Source organism: bacterium (assembly GCA_021372515.1).
Taxonomy (GTDB): Bacteria; Gemmatimonadota; Glassbacteria; order GWA2-58-10; family GWA2-58-10; genus JAJFUG01.
The window spans coordinates 1-16,875 of the sequence record JAJFUG010000007.1 but is presented as its reverse complement, the minus strand read 5'-3'; the positions used below and the strand labels follow the sequence as shown (position 1 = coordinate 16,875).

The following is a 16,875-nucleotide window of genomic DNA, read 5'->3' as shown; positions in this document are numbered from 1 at the left end:
ACCAAAGGGCGTGGGGGCCGCGAACTCGTCCAGGCCACGCCGCTCTTTCAACCTAACGTGTTCCCGAAGCTTTGATTCCGCTTCTTGTGTGCAGCGGCGGCGCTGCCGCGAATCGCCGCCGCACCCCGGATCAGCTTCCATCCGCGCCTTTTCGCCGTCTCTTGCACGCTGGCTTGGCGAGAGGCTCAGACAGGCGCGGCCCCCTGAAAGCAGCGGCCCTGAGGCCGCTTACAGGAAAAACACAGCAAGAGCTTTTGTTTCACTCCTAAAGCGTCAGCGCCAGCACCGCGGCCGCGGCCGCGGGCACGCTCAGGTTGTCATCCCGCGGCAGGGGCAGGCTTTCCACCACGGCCGCGGCCAGGGCCGCCAGCCCGCAATACATAATACCCGTGCCGGCCGAGGGCAGCACCGCCCCGGTGCCGGCCGCTGTCCAGAAAACCAGGGCCGCGATACCCGGCCAGGCGGCCAGGACAAACGCGGCCAGCCCAACCCATGTTTTTTGCGCCGACCAGGGCAGCTTCCGTCTGCCCCAGGCGCGCCCGGCCATGTTGCTCACGCCATCACCCAGGGCCAGCGCGGCCCAGGCCCCGGCCACCACGTGCAGCCGGTCGCGGAAAATGAGGATCAGCGCCAGCACGCTCAATGCATAGTAGAGCTTGCCCCGGCTGTAGCCGCGCTCCGCCTCCTCCGGCCGCACCCCGGCCCGGTTGAGACGGGGCGAGCCCCAGAGGCCGTAGGCCACCGCGCCAAGCGCGCAGGCCACGGCCTGCCACAGGCTCAGCCAGCGCAGCAGGAACGCGAAGCCCAGGGGCAGCATGTGCTCGATCTGACGGCGGCTCTCGCCGGTCATGGGGCCGCCTTTCGCCCGCTCTGGCCCTCTAAGTCCGGGATGGACTCCCGCAACCAGCGCACGGTCAGCTCCAGGCCTTCGCTTAAGGGGCGGGCACTGTAGCCCAGTTCATGCACGGCGCGGGAGGAGTCGAATTCCCAGTCGCGGCGGAAAATGTCCACCACGCCACGGGTGAGCTGCGGCATGCGCCCGCTCAGCGTGGCCAGGCGCTCCTCGGCCCAGCCGATCAGGCGGGCGGCCCAGAAAGGCACGGCCAGCCGCGGGGCAGGCTGTCCGCTCGCCGTTGCCAGAGCGGCGAAAAACTGCCCCAGGCTCACGTTCTCGCCCCCCAGGATATAGTTCCGGCCGGGCTTGCCACGCTCCAGGGCCAGGCGCACCCCGGCGGCGACATCCTCAACGTAGACGAAATTCCAGCGCTGACGGCCGTGGCCGATCCGCGCCGGCAGACGGCCCCGAAGGTGGTCGCGCACGAGGTTCGAGATCAGGTTGCCCGCGGTGAACGGCCCCGGGCCGTAGATCACCGCCGGGTAGAGCGTGACCAGCGGCAGCCCGGCCTGGGCCAGCTCCTGGGCCTGAATATTGGCGGCGTATTTCGTCCGCTCGTAGTCGTTGAAATGTGACTGGCGCAGGTGCGGGCTGTCCTCATCCAGCGGCGTGCCGGCGGAGGAGCCCAGGGCCAGGAACGAGGAGACGTAGAGGACCTTGTCCAGCCCGGCCTCGCCCGCGGCGCGCAGGACATTGAACGCACCCTTGACGTTCACCCGGTCGAACTCGGCCGGGTCGCGCGCCCAGGTGGACACCTTGGCCGCGGCGTGGACCGCCGCCCGGCAGCTCTTGAGCGCCAGGCGTAACGAGGTTGGGTCGGTTATGTCCCCCGCGACCGGGACCACACGTGCGTGCCGGGGCAGGGCGCGCTCACGCCCCGGGCGCACCAGGGCCGCAATTTCATGGCCGGTGTGCTCGAGGAGCTGGTTCAGGATGCGGCTGCCGAGATAGCCGCTCGCCCCGGTCAGCAGGATTCGCATACCGTACCGCCACGGAAAGAGGGTAAGATTGCAATTGATTATCAAATCTAAGCATCGACCGGGACGAAAGCAAGGCCCGGCGTTCCAATCATCGCCCTTCGGACTTTAGGATGCTGAGGCCGATATCGTCGCGCGCCTCGAGCGAGAACACGCCGCTTTCCGCTCCCTGGATGAGGAACGCCGTGGAGAGCGCCTCGCACTCGGCGGCATCCGGCCCGCTCACTATCACCTGGCGTATTTCCTCAACCGGCTCCAGAGTGAGCGGGTTCATGATGTGTCGCAACACCTTTCCTCCCGCGCCGCTGATAGTATTGCGGAAATTGCCCGAGACCGAGACTGCGCAGTCGGTGAGGCTGAGGCTGTGCGCAGGGGAGTGGTCATCCAGGCCCTCCAGCTCCATGGGCCAGGCGGCCTCGCCCGGGGGGGCGCCGCGGGCCGCCACGGTGCTGGTCCCGGCCGAGATCACGAAATCTTTCAGGCCGGCCTGGCTCAGCATGCGGGCCTGGGCCTCGACACTCCAGCCCTTGGCCACGCCGCCCAGGTCGATCAGCATCCCAGGGCGGGCCAGGCGCGCGGTGAGGCGCTCCCGGTTTAGCTCCAGCTTGTCGCAGCCGATCAGCGCGCGCAGGGAGTCGGCGTCCAGCGGGCCATCTTCCTTCGGCAGGGCGGCTCCCTGGTGGAACCCGTGCTTTTTCATCAGCGCGCCGGCGGTGATGTCGAACAGCCCCCCGGTGAGCTTCCACCAGCCGACGCAGGCCGCGAGCAGCTCGAACGTGTCGGGGTCCAGGACCACCGGTTCGCCCCCGGCGGCGCGGTTCAGACGGCTCAGCGGGCTGTCGGCCTTGTAGATGCTCAGGCGGTGGTCATCGGCCAGCACTGTGTCGAACAGGCTGTCGGCCAGGGCGTACATCCAGGCCCGCTCCCCGTGGGGGTAGAAAGCGTGCAGGCGGATGACGGTGCCCATGGCCCGCTCCAGGCCCTCGTAGTATTCAAGCTCGGCGTTTTCCAGTTCTACACCGTCCTGCCGGTCCGGGTTGCCCTGATGAAGTTTCAATCCAGCACCAAGATATCACACTTTCACTGTCCAGTCCACACCCGGCGGCGCTCGACAGGCTGGCCCCGGCGTGGCCCGACTGTTAATATACTGTCAGAGGACCTGTCCCGGGACAACGAACGAACCCCCAGAGAGGCTTAACCACCCGCAGCAAGGAGCTAAAGATGTCCGGCAACAGCCCGTTCGACTTCGCTTGCGGCGCCACCGGCCGCCGTCAGTTCATCCGCACCCTGGGCGCGGCCGGCCTGGGCCTGGCCGCCACCGGCTCCGGCCTGTTCGGGGCTGCCGGCCCGGTCCCGGCGGTGATGGGAGCCGCCCCGGCCGCCCGTCTGGACCCGGCCGCCCCGCTGCGGATCGGCATGATCGGCGATGAGGGCCACACCTATGAGATATTCAACGCCCTGCCCAAGATACCGGGGGCGCAGATTGCGGCCCACGCGTTCGAGGACGGCGACTGGGAGTACAACGCGGACGGCAGCCCGCGCCGCGGCGGGGCCTACGATCTGGACGCCAGGCGCAAGTGGTGCGCCGGACAGAGCTGGCACCACGACAAGCTTAAGGTCTACGAAACCTACCAGGAGATGCTGGACAAGGAAAAGCTGGACATCGCCGTGGTCTGCCTGCCCTATGTGCGCAACGCCTACGCCTCGGCCGCGGCGGCGGCCCACGGGGTGAACGTGCTGTGCGAAAAGCCGGTGGCGGTCAACAACGCCGATCTGGACATGCTGGAGGCGGCGGTGAAAAAGAGCGGCGTGCGTCTGTCAGCTCTTTTCAGCATGCGTTTCGCCCCCACGATCTACACCCTGCGCGGCACCGTGCAGGCCGGCTCGGTGGGCAAGGTGGCCCTGGCCTCGGCCCAGAAATCCTACAAGTGGGGCGAGGAACGGCCCTGGTTCTACAAGCAGGCCGACATTTACGGCAGCACGATCCTCTGGGTGGCGATCCACGCCATCGATTTCATGCGCTGGTCGACCGGCCTGGAGGTGAAAAAGGTCGAGGCCATGCATGGCAACCTGGCGCACCCGGATTATCCCGGCTGCCAGGATTACGCCGTGTTAAACCTCCAGTTCGAGGGTGGCGCCGCCGCCGCCATGACCGCCGACTACCTGCGTCCTGAAACCGCCCCCACCCACGGCGATGACCGTCTGCGGGTGATCGGCTCGGGCGGCGTTGTCGAGACCAAGGACCTGGACACGCGGGTGGAGCTTATCACCACCGCAGCCAAGCCGGTCGACCTGCCCCTGGCCGAGCCGCCCATGCTGTTCGCCGATTTCGTGGCCGAGCTGCGCGGCCAGGGCACGCACCTGATCGGGCCGGACGAGGCGGTGCGGGTGACACGTATCTGCATCGCGGCCACGCAGAGCGCGCGCGAGGGGAAAATTATCGAAGTCTGAAGAGCACTGTTTTCAGCGGTATTCAGAAGCCGTCCTCCGGATCTGCGGGGGGCGGCTTTCTCTCGCCGGAAGTGTGGCCGCCCGCCCCCGCGGTTAATCGAAGTGCTGTTTACAGAATAAGAAAAAACTGCCAGCCATTTGACACATTATTTACAAAACTGTACAATCTATGAAAACGTTCATACATGGAGGGTAACCCCGACGGTCCGGGATAACAAACCCTGTCTCCGCTGCGTTGAATATGACAGGAACCGGAACGGCATTCTCCGGTGGAGCGTTTTCCAGCCGATGACACAAGTCTTACGCCGCTTTGCGGCCTTTTCTTTCCATACACAACCCGGCGCGCTGTCCGGGATGATCTTGCGGACTGGAGCGTCCTTGGCTCGGATTGCTCCTTATGGCCTGTTTCCGTCAAACCTTCCTTAGGAGGCGGTCTATGGACCCAATCGGCCTCATGCCTTCGCCGGAGACTATCCCGGCACCCTGGTGGGTGCTGGAGGCGCTCGGGGTCGGCTTGCTGCTGCTGCACCTGATAGTGATTAATGTCGCTGTCGGGGGCACGCTGATCACTCTTGTCTCCCGGCTGGGCGGGCCGGACCAGGGACGCACCGGCTGGCTGCCCGGGGCGCTCAAGAGCAAGCTGCCGACCGCCTTCGCCCTGGGGATCAACTTGGGGATCGCCCCCCTGCTATTTTTCCAGGTGATCTATGGGCACATTTTCTACACCGCCTCCACACTGATGGCGGTCTGGTGGATCCTGGTGATTCCGCTGCTGATCCTGGCCTACTACGGGGCGCATTTCCACTCCCGCAAGTTCGCCAACCGGGCGGTCAGCCTGGCCTGGTTGAGCCTGAGCGCCGTGGTGGTGCTCTACATCGCGTTCATGTTCCAGAACAACATCTCGCACCAGTTGCATCCCGGCGACTGGAGCCGCTATTTCGACAACCGGGGCGGCACCCTGCTCAGTCTGGCCGCCCCGGTGCTCTGGCCGCGCTACCTGCATTTCCTCACCGGTGCTGTCGCCGTGGCCGGGCTGTTCGGCGCGGTGGTCTGGCATATCCGGGGCAAGCGTGGCAGTGGCGAGGCCGAAGCCGGAGTGGCCACCGGGCTCAAGATTTTCGGCATCGCCACGATGGTGCAGATGGTGATAGGGTTCTGGCTGCTGCTGGCCCTGCCGCGTGAGATCATGCTCTCGTTCATGGGCGGCAGCATGCTCCACACCCTGGTCCTGTTTGCCGGGATAGTTGCGGCCCTGGGCCTGATAATGGCCGCCATGCTCAAGAAACTCTGGCTCACCGTGGGTGTGTTCGCCGTGGTGATGCTGGCGATGGTGCTTATGCGCACGTTCCTGCGCTACCTGTACCTGAAGCCCTATTTCCAGGTGGAAAGCCTGACTGTCACCCCGATGTACGGCGTGTTCGGCCTGTTCCTGGCCGTGCTGGTGGTGGGGCTGGTGATCGTGGGCGTGATGCTGCGCTGGGCCGTGGCCGCCTCGGCCAGGAAGGGGGCGCTGTGAACTATCCGGTCTGGGAAACGCTCTGGATCGGGGGACCGACCCTGATCGCGCTGATGGCGGTGATCCACGTATACGTGGCGCACCTGGCGGTGGGCGGCGGGCTGTTTGTCTGGCTCACCGACCTGAAAGGTTTCCGCGAGGGCGACGGCCAGGTGCACGCCTACCTCAAGAAATATATCGTGTTCTTCGTCCTTCTGACCAATGTGTTCGGCGCGGTGACCGGGGTGGGGATCTGGTTCATCATCGCACTGGTGAGCCCCGCGGCCACCACCACGCTGATCCACACCTTCGTTTTCGGCTGGGCCATCGAGTACGTGTTCTTTGTCGGAGAGATAGTCTCGGTGCTGATCTACTACTATTTCTTCGACCGCTTGAGCCGCAACCAGCGTCTCTGGCTGGCCGGGCTGTATTTCGCCTTCGCCTGGCTCAGCCTGTTCGTCATCAACGGCATCATCGATTTCATGCTCACCCCGGGCGGCTGGCTGGAAGCCCATGAGTTCTGGGCCGGGTTCTTCAACCCCACCTACTGGCCGTCGCTGTTCTTCCGCACGTTCATCGCCCTGATGTTCGCCGGCGTGTTCGGCTACGTGACCACCGTGCACCTGGAAAGCGACGAGCTGCGCCAGCGCCTGGTGCGCTACTGCACCAAGTGGCTGCTCTATCCGCTGATCGGCCTGGCGCCCGCTGGGCTGTGGTATTTCTGGTCGGTGCCGGACAATTTCCGCGCGGTCAATTTCGGGCTGAACCCCGACATGCGCGCCTGGCTGGGCGCGCTGTACGCCGCCACGGTGGCGGTGTTCATCCTGGGTGTGCTGATGAGCGCCAGCCGCAGCCGCGGCCTGCAGAAAGCCGCGCTGTTTATCCTGGTGCCGGTGGGCCTTCTCTGGATGGGCGGTTTCGAGTACGCCCGCGAGACCGCGCGCAAGCCCTATGTGATCGCCCACTACATGTACTCCAACTCCATCCTCGTGGCGGATGTGCCCAAGCTTGACAGCGAGGGTGTGCTCACGCACGCCAAGTGGACCACTGTCCACGCGGTCACGGCCGAGAACCGCCTGCAAGCCGGACACGAGATATTCAACCTCGAATGCCTGGCCTGCCACAGCGTGGGGGGCTTGCGCAACAACATCCTCAAGCGCACGGAGAATTTCAACTACGACGGCCTGGTGGCGCAACTGACCGGCCAGGGCAAGGTGCTGGCCTACATGCCGCCTTTCGTGGGCACGGCCGCAGAGCGCGAGGCCCTGGCCACCTATATACACTCAGAACTGCAGGGCCGTCCGCTGTCCGATACCAAGCCCTTGCCGGAAGTCGAGAGTGACCTGATCTGGAAAGAGAACCCGCAGATCCCGCCGTTCGACCCCAAGAACGATCAGTACGTGCTGCTGGTCTGGAACGACCTGGGCATGCACTGTATCTCGGACTGCGACGAGATGTTCAGTTTCCTGCCCCCGGCCAACACGCTGGAGGCCCAGCTTATCCGGCGCGACCCGAAGCCGGTGCTGGTCACGAGCGGGGTGCAGATCAAGTACGAGCTGGAACCGGGCAACCGGAAGCCCGAGGAGCAGCTCGCATTCTGGAAATACGTCAAGGAGAATTACGGGGCCGATCTGCAGCCGGGAGTCGGCTTGGCCGGCAAGAGCGCCAGCGGCACCATGGACCTGGAAGCCGACGCCGAAAAGTACGTGGCCAAGTGGATACCGATCTCGCCGTACCGGGACGACGGCAAGTTCAACGCCTACCCGCTGGTCCACGTGCAGGCGGTGGACAGCGCCACCGGACAGGTGCTGGCCAGCACCATGGCCGTGGCTCCGGTTTCCTCCGAGGCCGACTGCTGGCGTTGCCACGGCGGTGCGCCGCGCTGGGAAGGCGTGGCCGGAATCTCCACCGAGACCGCGGGCAATATCCTTCAGGCCCACGACCGGATCAATGGGACGACCCTGTACAAGGACGCCCTGGCCGGGCATCCCAAGCTTTGCCAGAGCTGTCACGCCGACCCGGCCCTGGGCGCCGAGGGCAAGCCCGGCGTGTTGAACCTCTCGGGGGCCATGCACGGCTGGCACGCCAACTACCTGCGCGGCATGGATGACCACTCCTGCGCCATGTGCCACCCCGTCGCTTTCGAGCGTCTGACCCGCTGCCTGCGAGGGGTGCACGGCGAGGCCTCGGTCAACATGCACTGCTCGCGCTGCCACGGGGCGATCGAGGACATGGCCCTGAGCCTTCTGACCAAGCAGACCGAGAAGCCCTCCACGGCCGGACTGATGGCGAACCTCGCACCGCGCGCGGTCGACAGCCTGGGCGCGGTCAAGCCGCGCACCCCGTGGCTCGAGAGCCCGGACTGTTTCGGCTGCCATGTCGATTTCCAGCCGCCCGAGCCGGGGGCCACGGCGTTCAACAAGTACAACGAGGAGCCGCAGTACCTCTACCGGATGTACCACGACAACGCCCAGATCAAGTGTATCGCCTGCCACGGCTCCACCCACGCGGTCTACCCGGCGCGTAACCCGGCCGGCGAGCTGCGGGACGTGATCCAGCCGCTGCAGTACCAGGGCAGCCCTTACACGATCGGGGCCAACAGTTCCTGCGCCCTCTGCCACACGCAGGAGATGACCGACCCGATCCACCATGCGAACATGCAGCGGCCTGTGCGAGTGAGCGTGGATTTCGGGCTGCCGCAGGCGGCGGAGGCTAAGCCCTGAACGCATCCGGGGTTGACAGATTGATGAATTGACACTGGTAATTTGCGGCGGTCGGAGTGTAACGGGGTCTCCTGAGCGGAGGCCCCGTTTTTTTGTTGCCGCGGGGCCTGGGTGCGTTTAGGGCAAGCCTGCCCCCTTTGGGGTAAAGGCGGGTTTGTTCTCGGGTAATCCGGTGGGGGCGCCGGGGCAAGGCCGGAGGGCTGGCCGGGTAAATCCTTGAATGACGGGCATCCGGCGGGCTCCTCGCAATCGGGTACGCTTGTTGCATCTTGACACGCCAGGACCGGAAGAAAAAAACAACGTTCCGGTTAACATTGACAGGCTGAAAGGTAAGTGCACACCCGGCGACCGGGTAGGAGGACTGGGCTTGAAGTAGCATAGTCGACGCTGTTCGTTGCCGCATCGTAACGGGGTTGACTCTGAACACCATGGGAAACAGGGGTTTCCCAAGCAGAAAAAAGGAGGCTGCAATGTCAGCCAAATGGGATGGGAAGATTGCTCTGATTCTGAGCGCGTTATCGCTGTTCGCCATGCAGGCCCTTTTCGCCGCTTCACCGACCCGGACTCTCGACCATGAGATCGAGGGCGCCCTGAGCCGCTACTACGAAGGTGTGCCGGTGCGGGTGGAGGTCAAGGCCCCGGGCGAGGTGGTCCTGAAAGGCGAGGTGAGCACCCTGGCCGATGAGTACGATATCTACGAGATCGCCAGCCGGGTCAAAGGGGTGAAGAAGGTCGCGGTGGAAATCAAGGTGCTCCCGCCCGAGCCCATGACCGATCAGCAGATCAAGAACCAGATTGTCGACGGCCTCAGGATAAACAGCCGCATCCTGGCGCCCGAGGACATCGCGGTCAACGTGAATGAAGGTATGGTCACCCTGGCCGGTAAGGTGCAGACTTTCAAGGAAATGGAAGCGGCCGAGAAGGTGACTGTGTACCAGGATGGGGTCAAGGGGATGGAAAACAACATCCAGGTGCTGGCCAAGACCTCCAAGCCCATGTCCGATCAGGATATCCAGGCCCTGGTGAACGCCACGATCGAGGACCATTTCCCCCTGGCCAAGGACAAGGTCAAGGCCAGTGTGACCGCTGGCCGGGTATCGTTGAGCGGCACGGTGGGCACGCTGTGGGAGAAGGATAACATCCCGCGTGAAGTCAAGCGGGTGATGGGTGTCACGGGCGTGACCAGTTCACTGGCCCTCTGACACTGACTAATCCGGCCGCCGCTTGCGGCTGCCGTTGTTCGGCCAGCCTCGTTGGGGTGCATGGGGGAGGAAGGGGCTGCGGGTGAGGCAGAGGATGTGATTGGCTGGCCGATATAGATGCCGGGCCGTGGGTGACCACGGCCCGGCGTTTCTTTTGCGCCTCAGTCCAGCCTGCGGAGAACGATCATGCAACTGGAATAATTGCCGTCAAGCTCCGGCTCGATCCCCGCAGCCATAAGAATTTCTCCGGATATTTCCTCGCTGTGCTCACCGTAATCCACCCGATATGTGGCCTGCGGGTCCAGGCCGTGCAGGGTAAGACGGGTGGAGCCGCGGCTGGAGGCGCCGGCCATTTTCGTGGTCTCCAGGGTCTGGAAAGCGAACACCACCGCCTCGGAGCTGTCGCGCGAGACGAACTCCACGGCCATGCGGTCCGCCTCGAACGGGTTCCGGAGACGGTACTGGTCGCCGAGTTGGATCGTGCGGCGCACCTGCTTGTAGCGGGCGACCATCTTTTTCGCCAGGGCCTTCTCCGCCTCGCCCCAGCGGCTCAGGTCGCTTCCCAGGCCCAGGTTGCCGGCCATTGCACAGTGAAAACGGAACTCGAGCGGTGTGGCTTTCCTATGCCATTCCTCGTCTGTCACCCAGTTGACCATGCTGCGGGCGGGGAAAGCGTAGCTGAACCCGTACTGGATGTGCAACCTGTCGCCGGGGTCAGTGTTGTCGCTGGTCCAGACCTGCTCGGCCACGGACAGTATCTGCGGGTTGACCCGCCCGCCGCCCGAACAGCAGCTCTCGAACACCACCTGCGGGTGACGGGCGCGCAGGCTGCTCCAGATCTCCAGCATGTTGCGCGCGTAGCGGATGAACAGCTCGCGCTGCTCTGCAGTGGGTGCCTCGGGCCAGCCGGCCTCGCTCACGTAGCGGTTCATGTCCCACTTGATGAATTTTATGTTATTCTCGCTCAGAAGCTTGTCCAGCCATTCCAGTGTAAATTTTTTCACGTCCTCGCGGGCCAGATTCAGCACCAGCTGGCTGCGTCCGGTGTGGGCCTTGCGGTGCGGAGTGTGCAGGGCCCAGTCGGGGTGGGCGCGATAGAGGTCGCTGTTGGGGTTCACCATCTCCGGCTCCACCCACAGCCCGAAATCCATCCCCAGGCCGTTCACCGCCTGGATCAGCGGCCCCAGCCCCTGGGGAAACTTGTCCGGGTCCACGTTCCAGTCGCCCAGGCCGGCCTTGTCGTCCTTGCGCCCGCGGAACCAGCCGTCATCCATCACGAACAGCTCCACCCCCAGCTCGGCGGCGGTTTTCGCCAAGGCGATCTGCTGGGCGCTGTTCACGCGGAACTCGGTGGCGTACCAGCTGTTGTAGAGCACTTTGGCCGGCTCGCGGGCGGCGTTGCCGGGCAGCACGTGGTCCACCAGGTAGCGGTGCAGGCTGCGGCTCGCCCCGGCCGGCCCCTCCGGGTTGAACCCGAAGATCAGCTTCGGGGTCTCGAACTTCGCTCCCGGGGCCAGGTTCCAGTGGGAGTTCCACCAGTTGATCCCGCCCGTTACCTGGGTCCGCTCGTTCGGATTGACCGCGCAGTCGATCCGCCAGTTGCCGGTCCAGGCCAGTTCGCCGAACCAGGTGTCGCCGTTGAACTCATCGCGCTCGCCCGCCGGGCGCAGCAGGAAAAACGGGGCGTGGGGCTGGCTCTTGAGCGCGTTGATCGAGATCGATTTCACCCCGGCGGTCAGAAGGCTCGTGCGGGGGTAGAACTCGCGGCCCCATTCGCCCGAAAGCTGGGTCAGCTCGTACTGGCCGGGGGGCAGGATCAGCGAGCCGGACTGGGCGTTCTCGACCAGGATGTTCTTTTTGCCGGTGTTCTCCAGGACCAGCCATTTCTCGTACATGTCCAGCTTCGGCAGCACGCGGATGTACTCGCTCACCTGGAGCGGGTAGTAAGTGTCCCGCAGGTCGAAACGGATGAAGGGGCAACCCTCCAGCTCGCCGCTGGCCGAGCCGCTGTAGACCAGCTCCAGCTCGCGCACGTTGTCCTCGAACACCACCTCCAGGGCCGGGGTCAGCGCCTGGTAGCCGCCGCGGCAGGGCACCTCGCGCACAGTGGTGCCGCCCTCCTCCGGGCGGATCCCCTCCGGGGTCTGGAACAGGCGCGCGCCCGAGACGGGGCCGAACCAGCCCGCGGCCAGCACGCTGTCCGCGCCCAGGATCACCTGGTAGCTGGAGTGCGCGGTGCTCAGGGTCCAGCGCGTGGGGTTGGAGTCGGTGCGGATCGCCGCCCCGTCGCACAGGACCGCGGCTGCCGGAACGAGCAGAAGAAGGAGCGATAGAGCGATCAGCGGCTGAAAGCGAACGGACAGGGCCTTGGGCATGGTAGAGTCCTTGTCGGCGGTGGCGGCAATGGCTTGGGTCGGGATGCAGGAAGTTTACTGCGAGCCTGGGCGGGGGTCAAGCCTGCCCGTGTAGCGTGGGGAAACGGAAAGGGGCGGCCCTTTCAGGCAGCCGCCCCTTCCGCGCATTGTTTGCCGATGGTCTGTGCAGTCTCAATCTTTGGACGTGGCCCGTCGCGCCTGCTTGCGGTCGCTCCAGAGCATGGACAGGCCCAGGCCCAGCACCACCGCGCCGCCGCTCAGGACCTTGAGCCGCTCGGGCCAGGGCTGGGGGATAAGGACCATGGCGCAGATCGCCAGCCCGGTGGCAGTGGCCAGCTTGCCGATGAAGCCCAGCATCGAGAGCTTGTCGATCTCGGCCGCGGCCAGTTCGGTGCTCTCCTGGACCGGGGTGTCAAGCAGGCGGAAAAAGTCGCGGATCTCTTTTTTCTTGGCCTCGCTGTCCGGGATCAGGACCGCCGCGGCGAAGAATGTGATATAGGCCAGCACAAAGCTGGTGAACATCATCTGTGAGTAATCCATGTTGAAAAAGATCGTGACCACGAGGTTGTAGATGAAAGTCACGCTGAAAGCCACCAGCGCGGCCATGCTGCCACGTTTCGGGAAGAACAGGCCCAGGAGCAGCGGCACCACTATCGGCGTGGTGAATATCCGGTCCATCAGGATCATCCACGAGAACGCTCCGCCCCGGGCGCTCATGGCCAGGGCAAGCAGGATCGAGATGATCCCGATGATGAGAGTGGAAAGACGGCCCACCTTGAGCAGGTGCTCGGGACTGGCATTTTTCCGGAGGGTCTTGCGGTAGATGTCGTTGGTGAAGAAGCCGGAGACGAAATTGAGAGTCGAGTCGATGGAGCTCATGCTGGCGGCGAAAATGGCGGCGAACATGATCCCGACCAGCCCGTGGGGCAGCACGGCCAGGCAGGCGCTCACATAGGCCCCCTCGGCCGGTGCTTTCAGCGTGGTCCAGACTTTCGCCAGGTCGGGATACAGATGGCGTACGGCCAGCGGCGGGATAGACCAGACCGAGATGCCGAACACGAACAGGATCGTGCACAGAAGGGCCACCTTGCGCGCCTCCCGCTCGTTGGGTACGCTCCAGTAGCGCTGCACGATCGGGTTGGTGTTGTAGCTGTGGATGTTGCTAATGAGCCACATCAGCACGAAGAACACGGTGATCGGCTCGCCCAGGATGCTTTTCTCGGCCGGCATGGAGTAGGCCGGCGGCGTGCTGAACACCAAGCTCACCGAGCCCAGCTTTATCAGGATCAGCGGCACGATCAGCACGGCCAGGGGAATGATGATCAGAAACGAGAGCACATCCGCGCTGGTCACGGCCAGCAGGCCCCCGAAATAGCAGTAGAACAGGATAACCACGCCCGACATCACGATCGTGAGCTGGATTGCGCTCAGGTTGTAATCCCAGGGCAGGCCGAGCCGCATCAGATTGATTTCGTTGATTCCGAGCGCGGCGGTGATGAAAATGCTGGTGGCCAGCAGCACGGTGCTGCAATAGAACAGGTTCATCGGCAGGTAGGTCCACGACATGGCCTGCTGCGCCGAAAGGTTGAAACGGGTGGAGACGTACTCGAACATCGAGGTCACCCGGCTGCGCCGCCAGCGCTTGGCGAAAATCAGCCAGCCGAAGAAAGTGCCTAACAGCCCCGTGCAGAGGGCCATTACTCCAATCGGTCCGCGCTCATACACCACCCCGGCCCCGCCGGTGAACATCCAGGCGCTGAACCCGGCCATGAACGCGCTGATCCCGCCCACCCACCAGGGCAGCTTGCTCCCGCCCTTGAAAAAGTCCTCGATGTTCTTGTTGTACTTGGAGAAAAACCGCCCGATCCAGACCAGGGTCAGCATGTAAGCCACGATAACCAGGTAGTCGATTGTCGCCGCGCTCTTGAGGCCGATACTTTCCATTGGCTATCCTCGTCCGGGATATGTGATCCGTTGTCCCGACAAAACCTGTCCCGCTGACAGAGACGCCTGCGCGGCCGGGTTTCTCAGAACTGTGATTGGGTTTTACGAAAATGAGAAGCGGACAAGATAATTCTTGTGAGTCAAAACACTATGATTTAAAGATATATCTCTCACCATGTTTCTGGCATCCTTTTTGTTTGCAATAATCAGACCCCGCACTTGCCCGGGCCCGCCGCAGATGTCCGGCCGGGAGCGCGCCGGGTAAATCACGCAGCAGCTTCATAACCGACCCGGAGTCACACGAATGTTCAATGCTGCCCTGAGCCGTGTCGCCGCCGCTGTCCTGACGGTCTTATTTGTGGTTGTCAACGTTTCCTGCTCCGGGGCCCCGGGCCGGACCGTGCTGGAGGACGGCGTGATCAGGGTGGAGGTCACCGGCGCGGGCGGCCTGGTAATAAGCCGCAAGGCGCAGGACCGCTGGGAAAGTGTGACCAGCGGGTCCGAGGCCGCGTTCCGCCTGAAAGACATCTCCGGCGGCTGGACCGATTTCCGGGTCAGCGGCGCGGCGCCCTTGAGCGGGCTTCCGGCCGGCCAGAGCGGGCTGAAACTCAGCCTGACCGCCCCGGATTCGAAAGAGTTCGCCGGCGTGAGCCTGGAGGCGAGCCTATGCATGAACCAGGCCAGCCCTGGCGTTGTTCTCGCGCGGACCGATATCCTGGGCCTGAGTGGCGCGGCCGCGGCTGCTTGCTCCGGCTCAGCTTTCTACCGTCTCCAGGCCCGCGCCGATCTGGGCGGCCGCCCGGCGGCCGCACCCTGGGACTACTACCTGTTCCAGGGCATGGGCTACAAGTGGGGCCAGTGGTACACAATGATCCACCTGAGCCAGGGATACAACGCGCCAAACAACACGGTGCGCAACATCCAGGGACAGACCGGCGGCGGAGGGCTGCCGGTGCTCTACCTCTGGACCCGCGCGGCTGGCCTGTTGCTGGCCCACGTGGACACGGTGCACCGGGTCTGCGCTTTCCCGGTCGCGGTGCGCCCGGACAGCACGGTGGAGCTGGCCCTGACCCGCGAGGCCGAATTCAGCCGCCCGGACAGCGCGGGACGGGTGATCGGCCTGCCGGTGATGCTGGGCGTATTCCAGGGGGACTATTTCAACGCCCTGCGCGCCTGGGCCAACGAGCTGCACGCCCGGGGGATGCAGTTCGCCCGCGCTCCGAAAGGCGCTTATGAGCCCATCTGGTGCGGATGGGGTTTTTACGACAAATTCGTGCCGAACGATATACTTAAATCCTTGCCTGCGGTCAAAAAACTGGGCATCCCGGTGGTGGTGGTGGATGACGGCTGGTATGTCAGTTTCGGCCGCTGGCCGCTCCGGCCCGAGAAATTCCCGCACGGCGAATCCGACATGCGCGCCCTGGTGGACAGTATCCACGCCGGCGGGTTCAAGGCCAAGCTCTGGTGGGTGCCTGGAAGCGTGCACGAGCGCGACCCCCTGTACAAAGAGCACCCAGAATGGCTGCTGCTGGACAAGGACGGCAAGACCATGCCGGGCGGTTGGCACAGCGTCTACCTCTGCCCGGCCTATGCCCCGGTGGTCGAGCAGCAGCTCGGTCTGGTGCGGCGTTTCATGATAGACTGGAATTACGACGCGTTCAAGATGGACGGCGACCATCTGGATGTGGCCCCGCCCTGCTACAACCCGGCCCACCATCATGCCCGGCCCGAGGAGTCCTGCGAGGCCCAGGCCCGCCTGTTCGCCGCGATCCAGGCCCTGGCCGATTCGATCAAGCCCGGCTGCGTGCTGGAGGTCTGCGAGTGCGGCACTCCACCCCAGCCCTACAAGTTCCCTTATTACAACCAGCAGGTCACCTCCGACCCCACCTCCAGCGACCAGACGCGCGCCCGGATCAAGATGTTCCGCGCCCTGTTCGGCAGCGCGGGCGCGCCCTACGGCGATCACGTGGAGCTTTCGACCGGCCCGGACAAGGGCCCCGAGTGGCGAGACCAGCACGGACCTGGCAAGGATTTCGCCAGCACCCTGGCCCTGGGCGGGATCATCGGCACCAAGTTCACCGAGCTGGGCCCGGATGACGTGGTCCGCACCTGGGACAACAACAAGGGCATCCTCAGCCTGTGGCAAAAGTGGTTCGCCCTGAACGCGAAGCTGCACCTGTACGAGGGCGAGTACGAGAACCTCTACGATATCGCCTGGGACAGTCCCGAGACCCACGTGGTGGCTCGGGGCGACACCCTCTACTATGCCGTGTTCGCCGAGGGGTTCGACGGCGCGCTGCCGCTGCGCGGGCTGCAGCCGGGGCGCGCCTACAATTTGACCGACTACGAGAACGGGGACACCCCCCTGGGTGAGGTCACGGGCGGGCCGCAGGCCGTACTGAACGCTCAGGTGAAAGAACACCTGCTCATCCGGGCCGCCCCCCGCTGAGTGAAACGCTTATCCTTCAGGAAAGGAATACGGTATGAACACTGACTTGTCCGGTTCCATGGCAACCGCGGGTCGCAAATATCTGAGCGGGGTCGTGCTCGGCGTGGCCGCGCTGCTCGCAACTTGGGCCCCCACGGGCCTGCGCGCCCAGGCGGGCGGCTTGGACGGCCCCGAGACCCCTCGCATCCTGTCCGTGCGGATGCTGCCCACGCAGCCCCAGGCGGCCGCCGCCAGCACGATCTGGTACGATGATTTCAGCAGCGACAGGACCGAATACACCGAGAGACAGAACGATCTCGACACGCGGGTCGGGTTCGGGGGCCAGGGCGGCTCGCTGCCCTGTGTCTACGACAAGGGCTCCCAG

11 protein-coding genes are annotated in these 16,875 nt (G+C 64.6%); 6 read left to right on the top strand and 5 right to left on the bottom strand.

The genetic code is table 11. The annotated features are described in order from the left end of the window. Positions 1–265 precede the first annotated feature (265 nt). From LLH00_00450 to LLH00_00440, 3 genes are all read right to left on the bottom strand, one after another. Positions 266–850: a hypothetical protein gene (locus LLH00_00450; protein ID MCE5269736.1), complete on the bottom strand. Its 585-nt coding sequence runs from the start codon at positions 848–850 to the stop codon at positions 266–268. Continuing rightward, entirely contained in the window at positions 847–1,875 is a 1,029-nt protein-coding gene (locus LLH00_00445; GenBank protein MCE5269735.1) for an NAD-dependent epimerase/dehydratase family protein, read from the bottom strand. The genes LLH00_00450 and LLH00_00445 overlap by 4 nt, the downstream gene beginning before the upstream one ends. A gap of 88 nt (positions 1,876–1,963) precedes the next feature. After that, positions 1,964–2,929 (bottom strand): FAD:protein FMN transferase, encoded by a 966-nt coding sequence (locus LLH00_00440; GenBank protein ID MCE5269734.1) that lies wholly within the window; start codon positions 2,927–2,929, stop codon positions 1,964–1,966. A gap of 164 nt (positions 2,930–3,093) precedes the next feature. On the opposite strand from LLH00_00440, the gene LLH00_00435 reads away from it, so the two are divergent. From LLH00_00435 to LLH00_00420, 4 genes are all read left to right on the top strand, one after another. Further along, positions 3,094–4,323 (top strand): Gfo/Idh/MocA family oxidoreductase, encoded by a 1,230-nt coding sequence (locus LLH00_00435; protein MCE5269733.1) that lies wholly within the window; start codon positions 3,094–3,096, stop codon positions 4,321–4,323. A 436-nt stretch (positions 4,324–4,759) separates the two neighbouring features. Then, positions 4,760–5,839, top strand: coding sequence for a hypothetical protein (locus tag LLH00_00430; protein ID MCE5269732.1), 1,080 nt, complete (start codon positions 4,760–4,762; stop codon positions 5,837–5,839). Beyond that, the gene (locus LLH00_00425; protein ID MCE5269731.1) at positions 5,836–8,541 is read left to right on the top strand and encodes a c-type cytochrome; all 2,706 of its coding nucleotides are present in this window, start codon (positions 5,836–5,838) and stop codon (positions 8,539–8,541) included. Before LLH00_00430 ends, LLH00_00425 begins: the two co-directional genes overlap by 4 nt. A gap of 470 nt (positions 8,542–9,011) precedes the next feature. Further along, positions 9,012–9,743, top strand: coding sequence for a BON domain-containing protein (locus LLH00_00420; GenBank protein ID MCE5269730.1), 732 nt, complete (start codon positions 9,012–9,014; stop codon positions 9,741–9,743). Positions 9,744–9,904: 161 nt separating this feature from the next. On the opposite strand, the gene LLH00_00415 is transcribed toward LLH00_00420, so the two are convergent. Then, positions 9,905–12,118, bottom strand: coding sequence for an alpha-galactosidase (locus LLH00_00415; protein ID MCE5269729.1), 2,214 nt, complete (start codon positions 12,116–12,118; stop codon positions 9,905–9,907). Between the two features lie 171 nt (positions 12,119–12,289). Continuing rightward, the gene (locus LLH00_00410; protein ID MCE5269728.1) at positions 12,290–14,062 is read right to left on the bottom strand and encodes a hypothetical protein; all 1,773 of its coding nucleotides are present in this window, start codon (positions 14,060–14,062) and stop codon (positions 12,290–12,292) included. A gap of 304 nt (positions 14,063–14,366) precedes the next feature. Between LLH00_00410 and LLH00_00405 the strand changes: the two genes are divergently transcribed. Together LLH00_00405 and LLH00_00400 are read left to right on the top strand one after the other, a co-directional pair. After that, on the top strand, positions 14,367–16,511 hold the full coding sequence (locus LLH00_00405) for an alpha-galactosidase (protein MCE5269727.1): 2,145 nt from the start codon (positions 14,367–14,369) through the stop codon (positions 16,509–16,511). Between the two features lie 34 nt (positions 16,512–16,545). Continuing rightward, the coding region (locus LLH00_00400; protein MCE5269726.1) for a hypothetical protein at positions 16,546–16,875 on the top strand (330 nt) is incomplete at its 3' end.